This is a genomic window from Roseomonas gilardii, assembly GCF_001941945.1.
Classification (GTDB): Bacteria; Pseudomonadota; Alphaproteobacteria; order Acetobacterales; family Acetobacteraceae; genus Roseomonas.
In genome coordinates this window covers 3,759,053-3,776,926 of record NZ_CP015583.1, presented here as the reverse complement: position 1 = coordinate 3,776,926, position 17,874 = coordinate 3,759,053, and the positions used below count along the sequence as shown (strand labels likewise).

15 protein-coding genes and 1 tRNA gene are annotated in these 17,874 nt (G+C 69.3%); 10 read left to right on the top strand and 6 right to left on the bottom strand.

Features of this window, described 5'->3' with window-relative positions:
• Positions 1 to 32 precede the first annotated feature (32 nt).
• The 4 genes from RGI145_RS17130 to RGI145_RS17115 are packed head-to-tail and all read right to left on the bottom strand — an operon-like array spanning position 33 to position 4,547.
• Positions 33 to 1,700: a methyl-accepting chemotaxis protein gene (locus tag RGI145_RS17130; protein ID WP_208863889.1), complete on the bottom strand. Its 1,668-nt coding sequence runs from the start codon at positions 1,698 to 1,700 to the stop codon at positions 33 to 35.
• A gap of 6 nt (positions 1,701 to 1,706) precedes the next feature.
• A complete protein-coding gene (locus tag RGI145_RS17125; RefSeq protein ID WP_167668308.1) occupies positions 1,707 to 2,360 on the bottom strand; it encodes a chemotaxis protein CheW in 654 nt (217 codons plus the stop codon).
• Positions 2,361 to 2,370: 10 nt separating this feature from the next.
• On the bottom strand, positions 2,371 to 3,924 hold the full coding sequence (locus RGI145_RS17120; RefSeq protein WP_237183119.1) for a CheR family methyltransferase: 1,554 nt from the start codon (positions 3,922 to 3,924) through the stop codon (positions 2,371 to 2,373).
• Complete coding sequence (locus RGI145_RS17115) at positions 3,921 to 4,547, bottom strand: chemotaxis protein CheW (protein WP_237183118.1); 627 nt, start codon at positions 4,545 to 4,547, stop codon at positions 3,921 to 3,923. The genes RGI145_RS17120 and RGI145_RS17115 overlap by 4 nt, the downstream gene beginning before the upstream one ends.
• 511 nt (positions 4,548 to 5,058) lie before the next feature.
• Here RGI145_RS17115 and RGI145_RS17110 point away from each other — a divergent pair.
• The 7 genes from RGI145_RS17110 (at position 5,059) to RGI145_RS17075 (ending at position 10,665) form a co-directional block, all read left to right on the top strand.
• Positions 5,059 to 6,567 (top strand): hypothetical protein, encoded by a 1,509-nt coding sequence (locus tag RGI145_RS17110; protein ID WP_075799312.1) that lies wholly within the window; start codon positions 5,059 to 5,061, stop codon positions 6,565 to 6,567.
• Positions 6,568 to 6,609: 42 nt separating this feature from the next.
• Positions 6,610 to 6,816 (top strand): hypothetical protein, encoded by a 207-nt coding sequence (locus RGI145_RS17105; RefSeq protein ID WP_075799311.1) that lies wholly within the window; start codon positions 6,610 to 6,612, stop codon positions 6,814 to 6,816.
• Positions 6,817 to 6,818: 2 nt separating this feature from the next.
• Positions 6,819 to 6,998 (top strand): hypothetical protein, encoded by a 180-nt coding sequence (locus RGI145_RS17100; RefSeq protein ID WP_075799310.1) that lies wholly within the window; start codon positions 6,819 to 6,821, stop codon positions 6,996 to 6,998.
• Positions 6,999 to 7,092: 94 nt separating this feature from the next.
• Positions 7,093 to 7,350 carry a hypothetical protein gene (locus RGI145_RS17095; RefSeq protein WP_075799309.1) on the top strand — a complete coding sequence of 86 codons (258 nt, stop codon included), beginning with the start codon at positions 7,093 to 7,095 and terminating at the stop codon, positions 7,348 to 7,350.
• Positions 7,351 to 7,482: 132 nt separating this feature from the next.
• Positions 7,483 to 8,319, top strand: a complete 837-nt coding sequence (locus RGI145_RS25170) for a hypothetical protein (protein WP_156878584.1) — start codon at positions 7,483 to 7,485, stop codon at positions 8,317 to 8,319.
• Between the two features lie 483 nt (positions 8,320 to 8,802).
• A complete protein-coding gene (terL, locus tag RGI145_RS17080) occupies positions 8,803 to 10,029 on the top strand; it encodes a phage terminase large subunit (RefSeq protein ID WP_075799306.1) in 1,227 nt (408 codons plus the stop codon).
• 552 nt (positions 10,030 to 10,581) lie between these two features.
• Positions 10,582 to 10,665: transfer RNA gene (locus tag RGI145_RS17075), tRNA-Leu, on the top strand.
• A gap of 107 nt (positions 10,666 to 10,772) precedes the next feature.
• Here the strand turns inward: RGI145_RS17075 and RGI145_RS17070 are convergent.
• Entirely contained in the window at positions 10,773 to 11,783 is a 1,011-nt protein-coding gene (locus RGI145_RS17070) for an SAM-dependent methyltransferase (RefSeq protein WP_237183117.1), read from the bottom strand.
• Between the two features lie 287 nt (positions 11,784 to 12,070).
• Here RGI145_RS17070 and RGI145_RS17065 point away from each other — a divergent pair, with 287 nt between their 5' ends.
• A complete protein-coding gene (locus RGI145_RS17065; RefSeq protein ID WP_075799305.1) occupies positions 12,071 to 13,141 on the top strand; it encodes a YihY/virulence factor BrkB family protein in 1,071 nt (356 codons plus the stop codon).
• 84 nt (positions 13,142 to 13,225) lie between these two features.
• Positions 13,226 to 14,182: an NYN domain-containing protein gene (locus tag RGI145_RS17060; protein ID WP_167668307.1), complete on the top strand. Its 957-nt coding sequence runs from the start codon at positions 13,226 to 13,228 to the stop codon at positions 14,180 to 14,182.
• Positions 14,183 to 14,297: 115 nt separating this feature from the next.
• Here RGI145_RS17060 and RGI145_RS26095 read toward each other — a convergent pair whose 3' ends face one another.
• Entirely contained in the window at positions 14,298 to 16,406 is a 2,109-nt protein-coding gene (locus RGI145_RS26095) for a glycosyltransferase (RefSeq protein ID WP_075799303.1), read from the bottom strand.
• Positions 16,407 to 16,521: 115 nt separating this feature from the next.
• Between RGI145_RS26095 and RGI145_RS17050 the strand changes: the two genes are divergently transcribed.
• The gene (locus tag RGI145_RS17050) at positions 16,522 to 17,871 is read left to right on the top strand and encodes a glycosyltransferase family 4 protein (protein WP_075799302.1); all 1,350 of its coding nucleotides are present in this window, start codon (positions 16,522 to 16,524) and stop codon (positions 17,869 to 17,871) included.
• Positions 17,872 to 17,874: the final 3 nt, after the last annotated feature.

Below are 17,874 nucleotides of genomic sequence, written 5' to 3'. Positions count from 1 at the left end.
GCGCGCGGCCTTTCCGTTCGCCGGTGCCGCGCTCAGAGCCGGTAGCGGTCGGCCAGCGCGACGAGCTGCTGCGCCAGCTGGCTGAGATTGCCGGCCGCCGTGTCGAGCTGCCGCGTGCTGGCCGCCGTCTGCTGGCTCGCCTGCCGGATGTTGCCCAGCGCGCCCATCACCTGCTCGATGCCCAGCTGCTGCTGGTTGGTGGAGGCGACGATCTGCTGGAAGGTCTGCACGCTTTCCTGGATGCTGCCGGTGATCTCGCGGATCGTGGCATGGGTGGTGTCGGTGCGCGCCTTGCCGGCGGAAACGCGCTTCACCGCCTCCTCCGTCAGCATCACCGAGGCGCTGATGCCGCGCTGGATGTCGCTCAGGATCGAGCGCACCTGCCCGGTCGCCTCCTTGGCCTGGTCGGCGAGCGTCTTCATCTCCGCCGCCACCACGGCGAAGGAGCGCCCCTGCTCGCCCGCCGCCGCCGCCTCGATGGCGGCGTTCAGCGCCAACAGGTGGGAGCGTTCCGAGATATCGTTCACCGTGGCGATGATCTCGCCGATCGCCTGGGTCTTCTCGCTCAGCGACACGATGTTCGAGGCCACGGCCTCCGCCTGCTCGCGGATCGAATCCATGGCCCGCATCGTGTCGTCCACGGCGCGCAGGCCGGCGCTGCTGTTGCGCGCCGCCGCCTGGGCGGAGGTGATGACCTCCTGCGCCCGCTTGCCGATCTGCGTGCCGGTATGCGTGATCTCGTCGGCCGTGGCCGCCGTCTCCTGCACCGCCGCGAGCTGCTCCTCGACGCCCGCCGCCTGTTCCTGGGTGGAGGCGCGGATCTCGGCGGCGGCGGCGTTGAGGTTCTCGGTCACCTCCCGGCTCTGCCGGGTGAGCTGCCGCAGCCCCTCCACCATCCCGTTCAGCGTGGCGCCGAGCTGGCCGATCTCGTCCTTGCCCGTGGCGGCCGCGGCGCCCGACAGGTCGCCCCGGCCGACGCGGGCGACGAATTCCATGAAGGCCGAAAGCGGCGCGCTGATGGTCCGGCGCACGAGTGCCGCCAGGATCACCCCGACCAGCACGGCGACGCCCAGCACCGCCAGCACGGAGAAGCGGCTGTCCTCATAGGTCTTGGCCACCACGGTCTGCCCGGCCGCCAGGGCCTCGTCCAACTCGGCATCGGCCTGCTGCAGGGAGGTGTCGAGCTCGTGCGACAGGGTCAGGATCGGGGCCGAAACGGCGTTCACGCCTTCCAGGTCGTTGGCGCGGATCGCCGCGAACTGCTTCTCCGTCAGGCCCCGCATCTGGCCTAGGATTCCGGCGCCGCGCTCCAGGGCCTGGTTCAGGCGCTGCCAGGAGCGCCGGCGGTCTTCCGAGACCGAACTGTCGCCGAAGCGGCGGGCGCGGTCGCGGGCGTCGCGGATCGCGGCCTCCGAACGGCCATGGGCGTCGTTCCAGATCCGCTGGGAGTCGTCGTCGGGCACCGACCGGTCCAGCCGGCGCAGCAGGAAGCGGGACACGGCGGTGTTGCGCGCCTCCTGCACGGTCAGGCTCTCGGTCCGCACCGAATCGAGCTGGCGCATCATGGCGAGGTCGCGGGTGACGATGGTGTCCGTCGTGTCGCGCACGAGGCTGAGCTGGCTCAGCCCGTACCAGCCGAGACCGGCCAGCATCAGGATCAGGACGACGAAGCCGAAAAGGATACGATTGGCGATCGACACGCGGATTCAGGCTCCCGCAGCGGAGGTGGCGGATAGGAAGGGTTGCAGCAGGCGGTCGGGATCGAGCAGGCCGAGCACCGTTTCCCGGGGGCCGAGCGCCCCGGCCGGGACCAGCCCGCGCCCGGCGACGGCGCTGCGGTCGCCCGGTGCTCCGGACGGCGCGGCCAGGGGGCGCGGGGTGACCACGCCCAGCGCGCGGTCCACCCGCAGGGCCACCCGCAGGGCCGGGCGGTCCGGCTGGCCGCGCAGCAGCAGCAGATGGCCCGCCGGGCCGTCCGCCTGCCCCGGACCGGTGGAGGGGAGGCCAAGCATCGCCGCTAGGTCCAGCACCGCATAGGGCTGTCCGGCGCGGGCGAAGAGACCCAGAAGCGGCGGCGACATCACCGGCAGGCCCGCCAGGGCGGTGGCCGGCTGCACCGCGAGCAGCCGTTCCAGCGGCAGGCCATAGCATTCCCGGCCGAGCGCGCAGGCCAGGACAGGCGGCGACACGGGAGCCATGGCGGCACCGGTATCCGTTGCCCGGCCCTGCCGCGCGGCCAGCCGGGCCGCCCGCTCATCCAGCAGGCGCCTGGCCCGCGCCTCGCTCAGCCCGCCCACCGCCGGAAGCGCCGGCGGCGTTTCCACGGGGCCGGCGTCCCGTCCGGGTCTTCCGTTGGTCATGGGGCCGGCATCAGGACAGGGACAGGCCGAGTTGCAGCCTGGCCAGGGCATGCAGGTTGGCAGCGGTCATCCCGTCCCCCTCCTCGACAGGCGTTTCCCCCGGCAGGGCGCGGGCGATCCGGGCGGCGGTCGCGATGGCCCGCCGTCCTTCCTGCCGCCGGCCGAGATCCAGCAGCAGCAGGCCGAGCTGGTAGTGCGCGGCCAGGAAGTTCCTGTCCAGATAGAGGGCGCGCCGCAGCGCCGCCTCTGCTTCCACCGCCTGGCCCAACGCACGGGCCAGCAGCCCGTCGTAGAAATGCGCCGCCGCCCGCATCGGGTCCTCGCGCAGGGCCTCCGCACAGGCGGCGCGCGCCGCTTCCGCCTCTCCGCGATTGGCCAGGTCGCGGATCCGCTCCAGCGCCGAAGCCCCTGTTCCGCCCTCCGGCCCGGCTGGGTCGGGAAATCCGGGTTCCGGTGGGGGCAGATGCAGGGCCGGTGGCGGGGATGGCGGCGATGGCAGGGGCGGCGGCCCCATCCCGGTCCTTCCGGCCCCGGCCCATGCCACGGGCACGAAGAGGGGCGGCGGATCGGCGGGGGCTTCCGGCCCCGAGCTCCGCCACGGCATCCTCCAGGGCTGGCCGGAAGGGAGCGCCGCATCGGCCGTCCCGTCCGAGGGGAGCTCCGCGCCGGCCTCGGGCGCCGCCTGGGGTGGGGAGGCGGGGCGGCGGCGATAGGCGACGGTGCCCGGCAACTGCTCCACCGACAGGAAGGCGGCGAAGGCCGGATTGGGCTCGGCATGGCCCAGCAGCATCCAGCCCTCCGGTGCCAGCCTTTCCCCCAGGGCCCTGACCAGCCGTGCCACGGTATCGGAGTGGAAATAGATCAGCACGTTGCGGCACAGGATCAGGTCGAAGCCGCTCAGGTCCAGCGGCGCGGCGGGGTCCAGTAGGGAGAGAAGATTGTGCCGCTCGAACCGCACCAGGGACCGGAAGGGCGGCCGCAGCCGCCAGCTCCGCCCGGACGGGTCGGGCAGGAAGTCCTGCGCCCGTTCCTCGGCCGGCAGGCTGCGCAGCGCCCAGGCGCTGAAGCGGGCTTCCCGCGCGGCGGCCAGGAAGGCTTCGTTGATGTCGGTGCCCAGGATGCGGCAGCGCCAGTCGCCGATCTCCCGGCCCAGCAGGCGGTGCAGCAGGATGGCGATGGAATAGGGCTCCGCCCCGGTGGCGCAGCCGGCGCTCCAGATCCGCAGCTGCCGCGTCGCGCGGTTGCGCCGGATCAGTTCGGGCAGGATGCGTTCCCGAAGGGCGGCGAACTGCTCCGCGTAACGGAAGAAGAAGGTCTCGCCGATGGTGATCTCGGTCTCCAGCGCCGACCATTCGGCCTCGCCGGTCGCGGGATCGTCCAGGCGGCGGAGATAGGCCTCGCTGGAGGACGAGGCCGTGGCACGCATCCGGCGCAGCAGGCGTTCCCAGAGGAGATCGTCCTTGTCCTGGTAGTAGAAATGGCCGGTGCGCCGGATGATGCGGCCCTTGATCTCCAGGAAGGCCGCATCCGGCAGCAGCGACGGCAGGCCGTGGCGGGCGCTCATGGTGGCGCGGCCCAGTCCTCCAGGCGGCGGCGGGCCTGCCCTTCCAGCTCCGCCAGGGTGGCGCGCTCGCGCTCCATCAGCAGCCGTTCCGGCGCCAGGAGCCGGGCGAAGCCGTCGGGCAGCGCGATCTCGGCCTCGGCGCAGCCGTTCAGGCTCTGCTCCGCCGGCAGCGCCTGCAGGCTTTCCGCCGGCACCCGCACCACATCCAGCACCCGATCCACCAGCAGCGCGAGACGCCCCCGCCCGTCATCGAGCAGGATGAGGTGCCGGTAGATGCTGGCCGCGGCATCATCCTCCGCCCGGATCTCCGTTTCCGGCTCCAGCAGGCGCGAAAGGCGCAGCACCGCCACCGCCTCGCCCCCCAGGTTCAGGAAGCCGGCCAGGACCCGCGGCAGGCCGGGCGGGGCCCAGAGACGCGGCAGGGGCAGCAGCTCCCGGATCGCCCCCCGGCGCAGGGCCAGCCGTGCGCCTCCCGCGGCGAAGAGCACCAGCTGCTCGGTCCGGGCAAGGGACAGGTTCGGATCGGACAGGGAGGCGACCAAGGGAGAAGAGTGCTCCGCGGCATGGCAGGCAGGTGGCGGGTCGTCGCAGGCCAGCGATCGGACCAGGGATCGGGCCAGCATGCCACAGCCGGGCGGATGCATCCAAGAAGCCACCGGGGAGTGTGTTGCCGCCACGGCAGACAACCATCGGTCGAGATCGCGGGACGGGCCATGGCCTGGATCGTCCCGGAGGCAAGCCAGGCGGTATCGCCGGAAAGCGAAGCCGCCACAGGACGAGGCCCGGGGGCGGGGCGCGGTTGACTGCATCCCCGCTTCCGATAAATCCCCTGGCTCCGGAAGACTGTCCCAGGAATGGGCCGTGGCGCTCCCCGGGAAGTCCATCCGCGTCATTGCGGGCGTGGTGGAACGGTAGACACAGACGACTTAAAAGCTCCTGTCAATGTTCGCAAATTTGCGAACATCTCATCCTTGCGAACTAAGCTGCTGGCAAAACTCCAACAATTCATTGGAGTGGGCCGCGCGCGCCCGCCGCTCTCCCAATTCAGAGACTTCTGAGACAGCGCAGCCTGCGACACGCGCAGTGCGCCAGAGGTTGCACCTCTAACCAACATCGCAAATCGGAGAATATTCCATGGACGGACTGGCCCACCTCTCGGTGGATGTCGTCGCGCGCCAACTCGCCCTTGAGGCGGAGGCGGTGGATGCCGGGCAAGCTCGCGTTCGCGAGATGATCGCGAAGGCCCGCGCTCAGGGAGAGGAGGCGGATACCCGCTATGGTCGGCGGGCGACCTCGGCGTTTCTGGAGGATCTCGCCGCCGTCATCGAGGCGACCAAACAGACCGATTCGAGCACCGGAGGGGCGGGGAACCGCCGCGCCCACGCCGCCTATCTGGGCCTCCTGCCTGCCGAGACGGTGGCCTACGTGACCCTGCGGGAGATCATTAACACTCTCACCCAGGCCGTCACTCTCCAGAAGGCGGCGAACCGGGTGGCGAGTGCCATCGAGAACGAGTACCGGGCGAAGCTGCTGGAGGAGGCCAGCCCCCAGGACTACTCCAAGATGACGAAGAAGATGGAGACGCGCACCCGCCGCAACGTGGAGTACGCCAGCAAGCGGATCGAGGCGGGTTTGAAGCGCGCCGAGAAGGTGGAGGCGAAGTGGCCCGTCTCGGACAAGATCCACCTGGGCGTCCTCCTCATAGGGCTGGTGGTGGAGAAGACGGGGCTGGTGAAGACGCGCCGCGAGGCCCGCTCCGCCAACGACACCCCGACCGTCCTCCTCCCCACTGAGACCACCCTGGAATGGATCAGGGGCGAGGAAGCCCGCGCCCTCATGTCCGCCACCTTCCTGTGGCCGATGCTCTGCCCCCCGCGTCAGTGGGCAGCCGGGGATGGGGGTGGCTACCTGTCCCCCCGGATGCGTCTGCGGCTCGTGAAGACCCGCAACAAGGCGTATCTGGAGGAGATCGAGAACCTCGACATGAGCCGCGTCCACGCCGCTGCGGATGCCAGCCACGTCCAGATCCGGCAGGCGAGCGGCTTCACCATCGGTGTCCAGCTTTTCGGGGACAGCAACGGGTGCGAGGATAGTGACCTCCACCTGGGCCGCCTGATCGACAACAAGGTGGGCCTGGATCTCCGCACCGGCACCTCCATCGGGTGGTGCAACAGCCTGCGCTTCTACGGTGGGCACTTCGCGTGCCAGAGCACCACCAACATGACCCTCGACCGCTTCGGGGTCCGCCTGTCCCGCGCCGATGGGGCCTACACGCTGCACAACGCGCTGCGCTTCTACGGCCCGAGCTTCGAACTCCAGCGCGGCGCCGGGACCGAGGCCAGCCCCTCCCGCACCGCCATCCCGTTCCTCGTGGAAGTCGATGCCGTCGCCTCGGTGACGTGGAACACCACCACGCCCGCAGCCAACGCCACGGCGTACACCTCCGTCACCACAGCGTTCGCCAATGCCTACCCCGGAGACATCGCGGAGGCCGCATGGTCCGCCGCTTCGACGCTCCGGCTCTCGGCGCAGGTGTCCGCCACCCAAGGCGTCACCCTGTACTGCCACAACCACTCGGCGGCGGCGCTCTCGTCGCTCTCGTCGGGGCCGATCAACATCCGCGTGACCAAGCGGCGCGCGTAGCAGGAGAACCTAGGGGCGGCTTAGGCTGCCCCGTCTCTCTTCATGGATCAGTTCCAGTCCAACGTCATCGACCGCCTGGCGCGGATCGAGACGAAGCAAGACGCCATTCTCCCGGTCCAGATTGACCACGAGAAGCGCATCGCTGCCCTCGAAACCCTCAAGAACAAGTACCTCGGCGCCGTCTTCGTGGTCAGCTCCTTAGCCGCTACGGCTGTGTCTGGCGCCATCGCATACCTCACGAAAGGATAACCATGCTCTCGCTCGTCGCACTCCTGGCGTCCCCCGAGGCCGCCCCCTACTTCACCATCGCGGATGCCACGATCAACCTCGCCCTGCTCATCGTGGCGCTGACGCCCACGCAGAAGGACGACGATGTGGTGAACCGCATCAAGAACCTGTTCACCGTGGTCCGCGCTGCGGTGGGCCGATGACCGTACTCGGCACCATCCAGGCGGTCTCCAGCCTCATGACCGTGGCAATGGTGGCGTCCCTCGGGATCGCCGTGGTGATGGCGGCCACCGAGAAGTGAGCCGCGCCACCGAGGAGCTTCTCGCCAAGCTCCACAAGCTGATGGCGGACGAGTTCGTGGACCGCCTCCAGAACGGCGAGAAGGACAAGGACGGGAACGAGATCCCCGCCACCGCCGCCACCCTCAACACCATCCGCCAGTTCCTCAAGGACAACGGGATCACCGCCGAGCCGAAGCCCGGTAGCCCGCTGGACCACCTGAACCGCCTGGCGAACTTCGACGGGGATGCTGATCCCCGCTTCCGGCTCACCTAGTAGGGCGAACCCCCCGTCTGGATTTCTCAGGCAGTTGCAGTACCTTAGTCTGAGCGGACGAGGGTTTGCATCTCAATGCCTACGCGGAAACGGTCACTGCGGTATTTCAGCGAGGATGATCGCACTGTAGGCGTGACACCCTCGCAGTTGAAGAAGATGTCGCGGGTTAGGCAGGTGGCCTATCTAACCTATTGGTTTAACGAGATGTTCGTTGATCCAGCGGAGGAGACCCCTTACGAGAGTAGGGAAGGCGGATACCAGTATATCTTCGGTGGCCCCTACGATGCACGAGACGAGTTGGATGATCAGTTCTCTCATCTCGTGACTGAGGGCGTCATATCACTGGCCGTTGAGGAGGTTGAGAACACAGGTATCATTGAGTGGGCACCGAGCCGTCGGCATCCTGACCAGATCCGGAACTTAGAAGACGTTCAGAGAGAAGATGAAGAGAGGGAAGAACGTAAGGCCCTCGACGACATATTGAACGAACTTCAGGCTGGCTTTGTCCCCGTGTTTGGGGATGCACGCGAGCAGGTGTTGCGCTCTAGCCTGCTCGATGCCGTAGCAAATCTGCTTCAAGCCCTTCCGCCGAAGCCGCAGGATGCCGTCAGCATAGGCATCGGGCATAACGGTGCTCCTGCAGAACCTAATGAACAACCTGTTGAGGCTGTCCGCGAGGCCGCCACAGCGGTCAAGGACGCTCTCTCCAAGCCAGAGCCAGACGCCCTTTCCGTTGCTCGTAACCTGTCCGGCCTACGAACCGCCGCGATATGGCTCGGCAAGAAGCTGGATAAGGGGGCCGACAAGCTTGTGGAATCGTTAGCTGACCAAGCCGCTAAACCTATCAATTGGTGGCTAGTCAACCACCTAACTCAGGGGCAGGCCTCAAAGATTGCTGCCGATATTGGGCAATTGCTGGAGCGGGGACAAGCGTGGCTCCACCACTTGGTGTCTTTTATGGGAAGCTAGCTTGTCTGGCAGGACGCCATCACCCACGAGAAGCGTCCCGTCCGCAGCGTCATGAGGCGATCCTTGGCCTCGTAGGTCGCCTCTACACGGCCCCTACAACGCGCCTGGGTGGGCTTGGGGTACTCGCAAGCGGCCAACCGTTCGCGCCCCTCCTTGCCCTTCCTGATGCGTTCCAGCACCCATCCGGCCCCGTCCGGACGCAGGATGTACAGTACGTCCTGCACAGCAGGGACGAAGGTGTCATCGCCTTCGTCCAGCTTTAACTGCGGCACGCATGTGATGCTCTCCGCGTGCGCCATCGCGGGGACCAGGGTTGCCCACAAGGCGATCCAAGACGCCCGCATAAAGACTCTCCAGCGGCGCCTGACGGGCGCTCCTAACTCTCTCATCCAAACCACACCGGCAACTCTCTGCAAGCCCCTAGGCGTCGATCCTAGAGGCTCGCTGAGGCGTGTCCTCATAATCCCCAAACCGAAGGAGACAATGGCTCGCGCCAATGACGAGGTGGATCTCGGTCCCCTCAACGACTTCCGGGTGTTCCTGGCTCACACATGGAAACACCTGAACCTCCCAGACCCCACCCCTGTCCAGTTCGACATCGCCCACTATCTCCAGCACGGCCCACGCCGCGCGGTGATCCAGGCGTTCCGAGGTGTGGGGAAATCCTGGGTGACTTCCGCTTTCGTCGTCTGGGTGCTCCTCAAGAACCCCCAGAAGAACGTCCTCGTGGTGTCCGCCAGCAAGCAGCGCGCGGACGACTTCTCCACCTTCACCATGCGCCTCATCATGGAGATGGAGGTGCTGGCCCATCTGCGGCCCAGGGGCGATCAGCGGTCCTCCAAGATCGCCTTCGACGTAGGCCCGGCACGCGCCTCGCACTCCGCCTCGGTGAAGTCCGTGGGCATCACCGGCCAGATCGCCGGTAGCCGCGCGGACATCATCATCGCGGACGATATCGAGGTGCCCGGCAACAGCGCCACCCAGGCGATGCGGGACAAGCTCTCCGAGGCGGTGAAGGAGTTCGACGCGGTAATCAAGCCGCTGGACTCCAGCCGCATCATCTACCTGGGCACGCCCCAGACGGAGCAGAGCCTCTACAACCTGCTCCCGGAGCGCGGCTACCAGATCCGCGTGTGGCCCGCCCTGTTCCCCACCAAGGAGCAGCACAGGAACTACGGGGAGCGCCTGGCGCCTCTCGTGGAGGAAGCCCTGGAGACCACTCCGGAGCTTGCCGGGCGCCCTGTGGATCGCAAGAGGTTCACCGATCAGGATCTCGCGGAGCGCATGGCGTCCTATGGGCGCTCCGGCTTCGCCCTCCAGTTCATGCTGGATACGCGCCTCTCGGATCTCGACCGCTACCCGCTCAAACTCTCGGACCTCATTGTGATGTCCACGAACCCCGACCGCGCCCCTGGGCACATCGTCTGGGCCACGTCGCCAGAGCTTGCGGTCAACGATCTCCCCGTCATCGGCCTCGGCTCCGACCGCTACTACCGGCCCATGTCGATGGCGGAGATCCACACCCTCCGGCACACCTCGTGCAGCCGCAAGGTGCGGGACGGAATGCTCCTCCTGGCCGTGAAGGATTGGCACGGCCACTCCTCCCTGGCCGTCACCGAACGCTACGCCCACCTCGCGCCCCACATGCTGGAGAACGAGTTGAGCAGGCTGGAGCAGGCCCTCCTCGGGACGCAGGAGGCCGCCTTATGAAGCCGTGCCGAGGCGGCTGCGGGGAGACCGATCCTGCGGCCTTTGGGTCGGACAAGGGGCGCCCTTCGGGGCGCTCCATCTATTGCCGGGCGTGCATGGCAGCCCGGACACGCGCCTACCGGATCGCCCATCCGGAGCAGCGCGACCGGCGCGGGGAGAAGGAGAAGAAAAAGTTCTCCCCCGACACCGTGGCGGCCGCCATCAACGCGGCCCAGGTTCGCGCCAGGAGAAAGGGCCTCCCCTGCACCATCCGTAGAGACAACCTGCCACCACTTCCGGAGGTGTGTCCCATCCTGGGGATACCCCTCCAACGTGGGAAGGGGCGCCCCCTCGACAGCAGCCCCAGCCTCGACCGCATCGTCCCGCACCTCGGGTACGTCCCCGGAAACGTCCGGTGGGTATCACACAGGTTCAACCGGCTCCGCTCCAACATGACCGAGGCGGAGGCGGAGGCTATTCTGGCGGACTTCCGCGCGCTAAGGGGTGCGGACGAGGGCATGTCTCAGTGTCTCGACGTGAGACAAGGCGAGAGACAGAGACAATGTTGTCGCTGCCTGCGTGGCGGAACGGTAGACGCACCGGCCTTAAAAGCCGTTTCCCTTCAAGGGAGTACGGGTTCAAATCCCGTCGCAGGTACTCCCCCTTCCGAACCCCCTTCCGACTTAAAATCGTTAGCCTTCAGTGGCTTGCCGGTTCGAGTCCGGCCGCCCGCATCTTCGGCCCGGGCCATGGGACGGGGCTTCTCACCCGTTCACATGGCCCTGCCGCTCCGCCTCATGCCGGCTCCAGTGAAACATCAGCTCGTGCTTGTTGTAGGTGCCATGGGTCAGGCGGGCACCGGGGATGGCAGCGAATTCGGCGGCCGTGTCGTGGTCCGTGCCCCCCTGGAACTTGATGGTGCAGAGCATGTGCCGCGCCTTGCCTGCCTCGATCCAGCGCCGCACCAGCCCGAGCAGCCGGACCGGGTAGCAGATCACGTCGCTCAGCAGCCAATCCACCTCCGGATGCGTGCGTGGGTCCAGGCCGAAGGCGCTTTCCTGCCGCACCGAGACGCCGGGCATGGCGGCCACGCGCGGGTCGAGCGGGGCCTTGTCCACCGCCACCACCTGCGCGCCCAGCTTCGCCAGGGCCCAGGTCCAGCCCCCGGGGCAGGCGCCGAGGTCGAGGCAGGAATCGCCCGGGCCGGGCCAGCGGCGGGCCGCCAGGAAGGCTTCCCAGAGCTTCAGGTAGGCACGGCTGGGTGGCCCCTCGTGATCCTCCACCAGGACCGGTGCGCCAGCGGGATAGGGGCTGGTCTTCTCCGGGCTGGCCAGCATCAGGTCCGGCCGGATCAGCGTCCACCCTCCGAGCGGCGCGGTGGGGACAGGGGCCGGAAAGGCCACGGGCCTCGCCTTGACCGGTGGCAACGCCGCCTCGATCAGCGCGGCGCGGCGATGGTTCCCCGTGGAACACAGGGCCCAGTTGCGCTGGATGTCGCGCAGCGCCCCGGCCGCGCCCTTGATCGAGGGGACCGGCAGCAGCCGGGGCGCCGTCCAGACATCCAGCGCCCAGGGGCATGCCACCGGCGCGTCAGGTGACAGGGCCAGCTCCCCCTGCCAGCCTGACAGGCGGGCGCCGGCCCGGCGCAACGTTTCCGCCAGATCCGCCTCGAAGCCCGGATGCGCGCGATAGGCGGCCCGGATCTCGGGCAGCAGTGCGGGATCGGCCGGGGCACCCGCTGGAACGGGAGGTGACGGGGCGCGGGAGGAGGTCATGAGGGGGCCATTAGCCCGTCGGGCCGCGGCCGTCAGCCCGCTACCGTCTCCCGCTGGGGCGGGGGCGGGCGCCGGATGCCACGCGGTGGCCACCGGCCGGGCGGGAGGAAAAAGGAACCCGGAAGGCAGAAAGCCGGCAAGGAAAACGGAGATGGGGCGGCGCCAAGAGACGGGACGCGAGAGGTGCCACGCTTCCCGGCAACCGCGCCTTGTTCCGCTCGTTCTGATCCCGGTCCAGGCACTCCGCCCCGCCGGCCGGACCGGGATCGGAACGAGGTTTTGGCGTCATGTTCAACAGGATCTGGGCCCTGATCACGGATACGGTGAGTGGCTACATCGCCGATTCCTGCCTCAGCCGCGGCGCCTCGATCGCCTACTACACCATCTTCTCCGTGGCGCCCCTGATGATCATCGCCACCGCCATCGCCGGCTTCTTCTTCGGCGAGGAAGCGGTGCGCGGTGCCCTGGACGACCAGTTGCGCGGCCTGGTCGGGCAGCAGGGAGCCGCCACCATCCAGGACATGGTCAAGGGCGCCAGCGACACCACCAGCGGCACCATCGCCACCCTGATTGGCCTCGTGACCCTCCTGCTGACCGCCAGCGGCGTGTTCGGCGAGCTCCAGGGCGCTCTCAACGCCATCTGGAAGGTGGAGCCGGACGCCGACGAGAACACCACCGAGACCGTCAGCCGCCTGGTGCGCGCCAAGGCCGCCAGCATGGGCCTGGTCGCCGCCACCGGCTTCATCCTGCTGGTGTCGCTGGCGGTCAGCGCCGGCATCTCTGTGCTCAGCACCTGGCTGCGTGGCCGGCTGCCCGAGGTCACGCTGCTGATGTCCGCCGTGAACTTCGCGATCTCGCTGGGCATCATCACGCTGCTCTTCGGCGCCATGTACAAGATCCTGCCGGACCGCAGCCTGCCCTGGCGCGACGTGGCGATCGGCGCCTTCGTGACCGCGCTGCTCTTCACCCTCGGCAAGTCGTTGATCGGCTGGTACCTGGGCAGCAGCAACATGGCCACGACCTATGGCGCGGCCAGCTCCGTGATGATCGTGCTGCTTTGGGTCTATTATTCCTCGCAGATCTTCCTGCTGGGCGCCGAGTTCACCCGTGCCTATGCCGGGCTGGAAGGCAGCCAGCAGCAGGCGCCCGTGCCGGCCGATCCGAAGGCGGCGGGGCAGAAGAAGGTGACGGCCCCGGCTCCGGCCTCCAGCATCGTCCGGCCGGCCCCGCTGGTGGCGCGGGAGGGCACGCTGTGGCGGGTGGCGGGCGTGCTGGGCGTCACCCTGGCGGCCGGGCGTGAGATCCGCCACGGGCGCCGCCCCTGGCTCGGCCTGTTCCGCCGCTCGGCAGGCGGGTAGGAGCCACCCCGGTCCTTTCGTGCTAGGCTCGCCAGCCATCGCTGGAGCATCGGGCATGACAGGGCCATGCAAGCGGAAATGCCCGTGACCCATCCCCCGGCCAGGGATGACGTCATGGAGCGGCGGGTCGCGCTCTTCGTCGATTTCGACAATGTCTTCAGCGCGCTCTGCCTGCACGCGCCCGAGGCGGCCGAGATCTTCGTGGCCGAGCCCGGGCGCTGGCTCGACTGGATCGCACAGCGCAACGCGCCGCAACCGGGGCGCGGCACGGCGGTGCCTGCCGTTCAGCGGCGCATCCTGATACGGCGCTGCTACCTCAACCCGGTCGGCTCCCTGGTCCTGCCCGATGGCGAGCGGGTGTTCTTCGGCAGCTTCCGCGACAAGCTGGTGCGGGCGGGGTTCCAGATCACCGAATGCCCGCCGCTGACCCGGGGCGGCAAGACCAGCGCCGACATCGTGCTGGTCATGGACGTGCTGGATGCGCTCGGCCACGCCACGTGCTTCGACGAGTTCGTGCTGGTGTCGAGCGATGCCGACTTCACGCCGGTCCTGCACCGCCTCCGCGCGCATGACCGGCGCACCGTCGTAGTCACGGTCGGCAATGCCGCCGAGGCCTACCGCGCCGCGGCCGACGAGGTGGTCGGCCGTGAGGCCTTCGTCGGGCAGGCCCTCGGCTGGAATCAGGAATGGCGTGCCTCTCCGGTCCAGCCCGCGCCACCCCCCGCGAAAGGAGGGCCGCAGCCGGTCCCGGACCAGGGCGCGCCGGACAGCCCTGCCGATCCCGCCGCCCCGCGCGAGGCGATCCTGTCGCTGGTGCTAGAGGAACTCGCCCACGCTCCGACGCCGCTGCACCTGCCGGCCCTGGGCAAGCGCCTGCAGGCCCGCCTGGGACCGATCCTGCGGAGCTCGGCCTATGGAGGCGCCGGCAGCCTGGCTCGCCTGCTCGCCACCGCGGGCGATCCGCGCCTCGAACTCATCCCCGGCCCCGGCGGCGGCTGGCTGCGCGATCCCACCCGGCAACCGCCCCTTTCCGAGGAGTGATGCGAACGACGGAACGCGCCGATCCGCAGGCCTGCACGGGTCTGGCGTCGCGCGTCCTGGACGGCCCCGGGGGGACAGAGCAACGCCAGGACGGGAAGCACCCGCTTGGCTGCTTTCAGTCCGGCAGCACCGCCAGCAGCTCCCGTCCCTCGATCAGCCGCAGACGGTCCTCCAGCACGGCATCCCGCGCCAGGCCCAGGGCGACCAGACCGGCTCCCTGTGTCTCCGCCTCGCTGTCCAGCAGGATCTCCATCACGCCTTCCCCCGCCCCCGCCGGATCGGGCAGCAGCAGCATGGCCTCCGCCTCCTGTCCCGGCCCCAGTTCCAGCGTCACAGCGGCTTCCTCGCCGCCCTCGCGCCAGGCGCTGATCCGCAGCCGGCAGGGCTCCGCCGGCGCGCGGACCTCCAGCAGCAGCCGCAGCGCCCCTCCCGGCACCCGGCAGCGCAGCCGCGCCAGCCCCGGCAGGCTGGGCCGTGCCCCGGCCTTCGCGGGCAGCCAGCCCGGCCCGCTGGGCAGCACCTGCGCCAGCGCCTGTTCCAGCCCGGGCCGGCGGCAGGGCGGCGGCGCCAGCCGGACGCGCAGGCCCGGCGGCAGCAGCGGCGGCACGCCCGGCGCCGCCCCGGCTCCTGCCTCGGTGAGCGCGCGCGCCTGTGCCAGCATCTCCCGCGCCACCTCGGCCCAGGGGCGGCAGCCGCCACCCGGCGCGATCCGTGCCGCCGCCTCCTCCGGCGCGGCGATCAGCGCCAGCGCCTTTTCCACCAGATCCGGCTCGGAATTCGGCGTGAAGAAGGTCGCCCCCGCCGCGCCGCTTTCCAGCAGTGCGGAATGGCCCGGCGCCAGCACCGGCCGGCCCAGGGCGAGCGCCTCGCTGACCGGCAGGCCCCAGCCCTCGCCATGGCTGGCGCTGACCGCGAAGCGGCAATGCCGCGTCAGCGCGTGCAGCACTGCATCGTCCACCCCGGACAGGATCACCACCTTTGCCGACAGTTCGGGCGAGGCCGCGAGCAGTGCCATCGCCCCCTCCGAACGCCAACCGGGCCGGCCGACGCAGACCAGCAGCGGACAGGCGTTCCCCAGCCGGCGCGTCAGGGTCAGCCAGGCCTGGAAGAGCAGCAGGTGGTTCTTCCGCCCCTCGATCGTGCCGGTGCAGAGGACATAGGGCCGGGATTCGAGCTCCGGCGGCAAAGCCGCTTCGCGCGGCGGCGGGGGAGGGGCGCCGTTGAGCGGCACCACCGCCAGCGCTGGCAGGGCCTGCCCCGGCAGGTAGCGCGCGGCGAAGCGGCGCAGATCAGCCGCCGTCGCTTCGGAATTGCACAGGATGCCGTCGGCCAGCAGCGGCAGGGCCGAAAACCAGGCGGCATAGTCCGACACGGTCCGGGCCTGGCACCATTCCGGCAAGGAAAGCGGGATCGTGTCGTGCAGCAGCGGCACGTAGCGCGCCCCAGCCTCCCGCGCCGCCGCCAGCCGCGCCGCCTGTTCCGGCATGGCCCAGGCCGTGCCCGGGCAGAGCAGCAGCGCGCCCGGCGCCAGGGTCAGGTCCGGCGCCGCCGTCAGCCAATCGTGCAGGATGCCGCTTGCCTCCTGCCAGCCGGCCTCGCGCGGATCGGCTCCCTCGCTTCCCCCCTGGGCGGCGAGCCGGCGCAGCCGCAGCAGCAGCGGTGCCGGCAGCTCGCGCCAGCCCCCCGCGATCCCGTCCGGGGGCAGGGCGCAGGCCAGCACCGCGCCCTCGCCCGCCGCGCAAAGGCTGGCGGCGATCTCGTACTGCACCCGCTGGATGCCCGACGGCGCCCGCCGCCCGCCCAGGACCCAGGACACCAGATCGGACAGGTCCAGCCCCACGCCCGTCAGCCGGCGGGGCAGGGGGCGACCGCGACGGGCCAGCGTCAGCCATTCCCGCCAGGGGTTCTCCCCCTCCGGATCCAGCGCCAGCGCCCTTCCATAGGCATCCAGCGCCTCCGGCATCCGGCGCAGCAGCTTCAGCGCATGGCCCGATTGCAGGTGGATGTCGGGATCGGCCTCGTCCAGCCGGCGCGCCCGGTCGTACAGCGCCAGCGCGGCCTCGGGATCCCCGGCCTCCTTCACCATGTGGCCTTGCTGCACAATGGCGGCGCGGTCATCCGGCCGCAGGCGCAGATAATCGCCATAAAGCAGAGCGGCTGCCTGCCATTCGCGGGCATCGCGGGCTCGGTCGGCGTCTTCGAGCAGGGTTGCGGCCTGGGACATACCAATGGCGCACCACGATGTTAATAATTCGTCAAGACACCCTTTGGTTGCAGATGCGAAAAATCACCTGCCAGAACATCTCCCAATGACCGGAGGCAGCGACTAGCCTGTGCCCATGGCGCGCATCTGCATCGATGGATACAACCTTGGCCTGGAGCATGGGACCGGCGTGGCGACCTATGCCCGCAACCTCTCCTTCCGCCTCGGCGCCATGGGGGCCGAGGTCGGCGTGCTCTACGGCAGCCGGGCCAGCCCGGCGAAGGACCCGCTGATCCGCGAGATCGCCTTCTTCGACAACCGCGTCGGCAAGCCCAGGCCGATGAACCGCCTCCTGCGCACCGCGTGCCGCTTGCTCCTGCCGATGATCGGTCACAAGGCTCAGCCTGTCCCCATCACCGGCCGGGTGATCACCCGCGCCTTCGAGGCCCGGCTGCCGCATTTCGACCATCTCTGGAACGTGGAGGAGCTGTTCAGCCTCTCCGCCAACCACTTCAAGATGCACAAGGACCGGCTCAAGGTCCGCCTGCCGCAACAGCCCGACCTGATGCACTGGACCTATCCGGTCCCGGTCCATGCGCGCGGCACCCGCAACATCTACACGCTGCACGACCTCGTGCCGCTGCGCCTGCCCTACACCACCCTCGACCACAAGCGCCGCTACCTGCGCCTGAACCGGCTCCTGGTGCGGCAGGCCGACCACATCGTCACGGTCAGCGAGGCCTCCCGCCGCGACATCATCGACCTGCTCGGCTGCCCGCCGGAGAAGGTGACCAACACCTACCAGTCGGTGGAATTGCCGCGTGCCCTGGCGCAGAAGCCGGAAGGCGAGGCACGGGACGAGCTGACCGGCTCCTTCGGCCTGGACTGGAAGGAATATTTCCTCTTCTTCGGCGCCATCGAGCCCAAGAAGAATGTCGGCCGGCTGATCGAGGCCTATCTCGCCTCCGGCGTCGAGCGCCCTCTGGTCATCGTCGGCAAGCAGGCCTGGAAGAGCCAGGAGGAACTGCGGATGCTCTACGAGGACCATCAGCGCTGGCTCCTCCCCGGCCAGCAGGAACCCATCACCAGCACCCAGCGCCGCCTGCGCGACCGCATCATTCTCGTGGACTACGCCCCCTTCCGCCTGCTCGTCAGCCTGATCCGCGGCGCCCGGGGCGTGCTGTTCCCCTCGCTCTACGAGGGCTTCGGCCTGCCGGCGCTGGAGGCGATGAGCCTCGGCACCCCCGTCCTCACCTCCAACACCGCCTCCCTGCCGGAGGTGGTGGGCGATGCCGCCGTGACGGTCGATCCCTACGACATCCGCGCCCTGACGGAAGGCATCCGGGCGCTGGACCAGCACGAATCCCTGCGCGGCCATCTCGCGGAAGTGGGGCCGCGCCGGGCTGCGCTCTTCTCCGCCACGGCTTATGAGAAACGGCTGGCCGAGGTCTATGCCCGGGTGGGTGTCCCCATCGGCGCCGGCTGATCG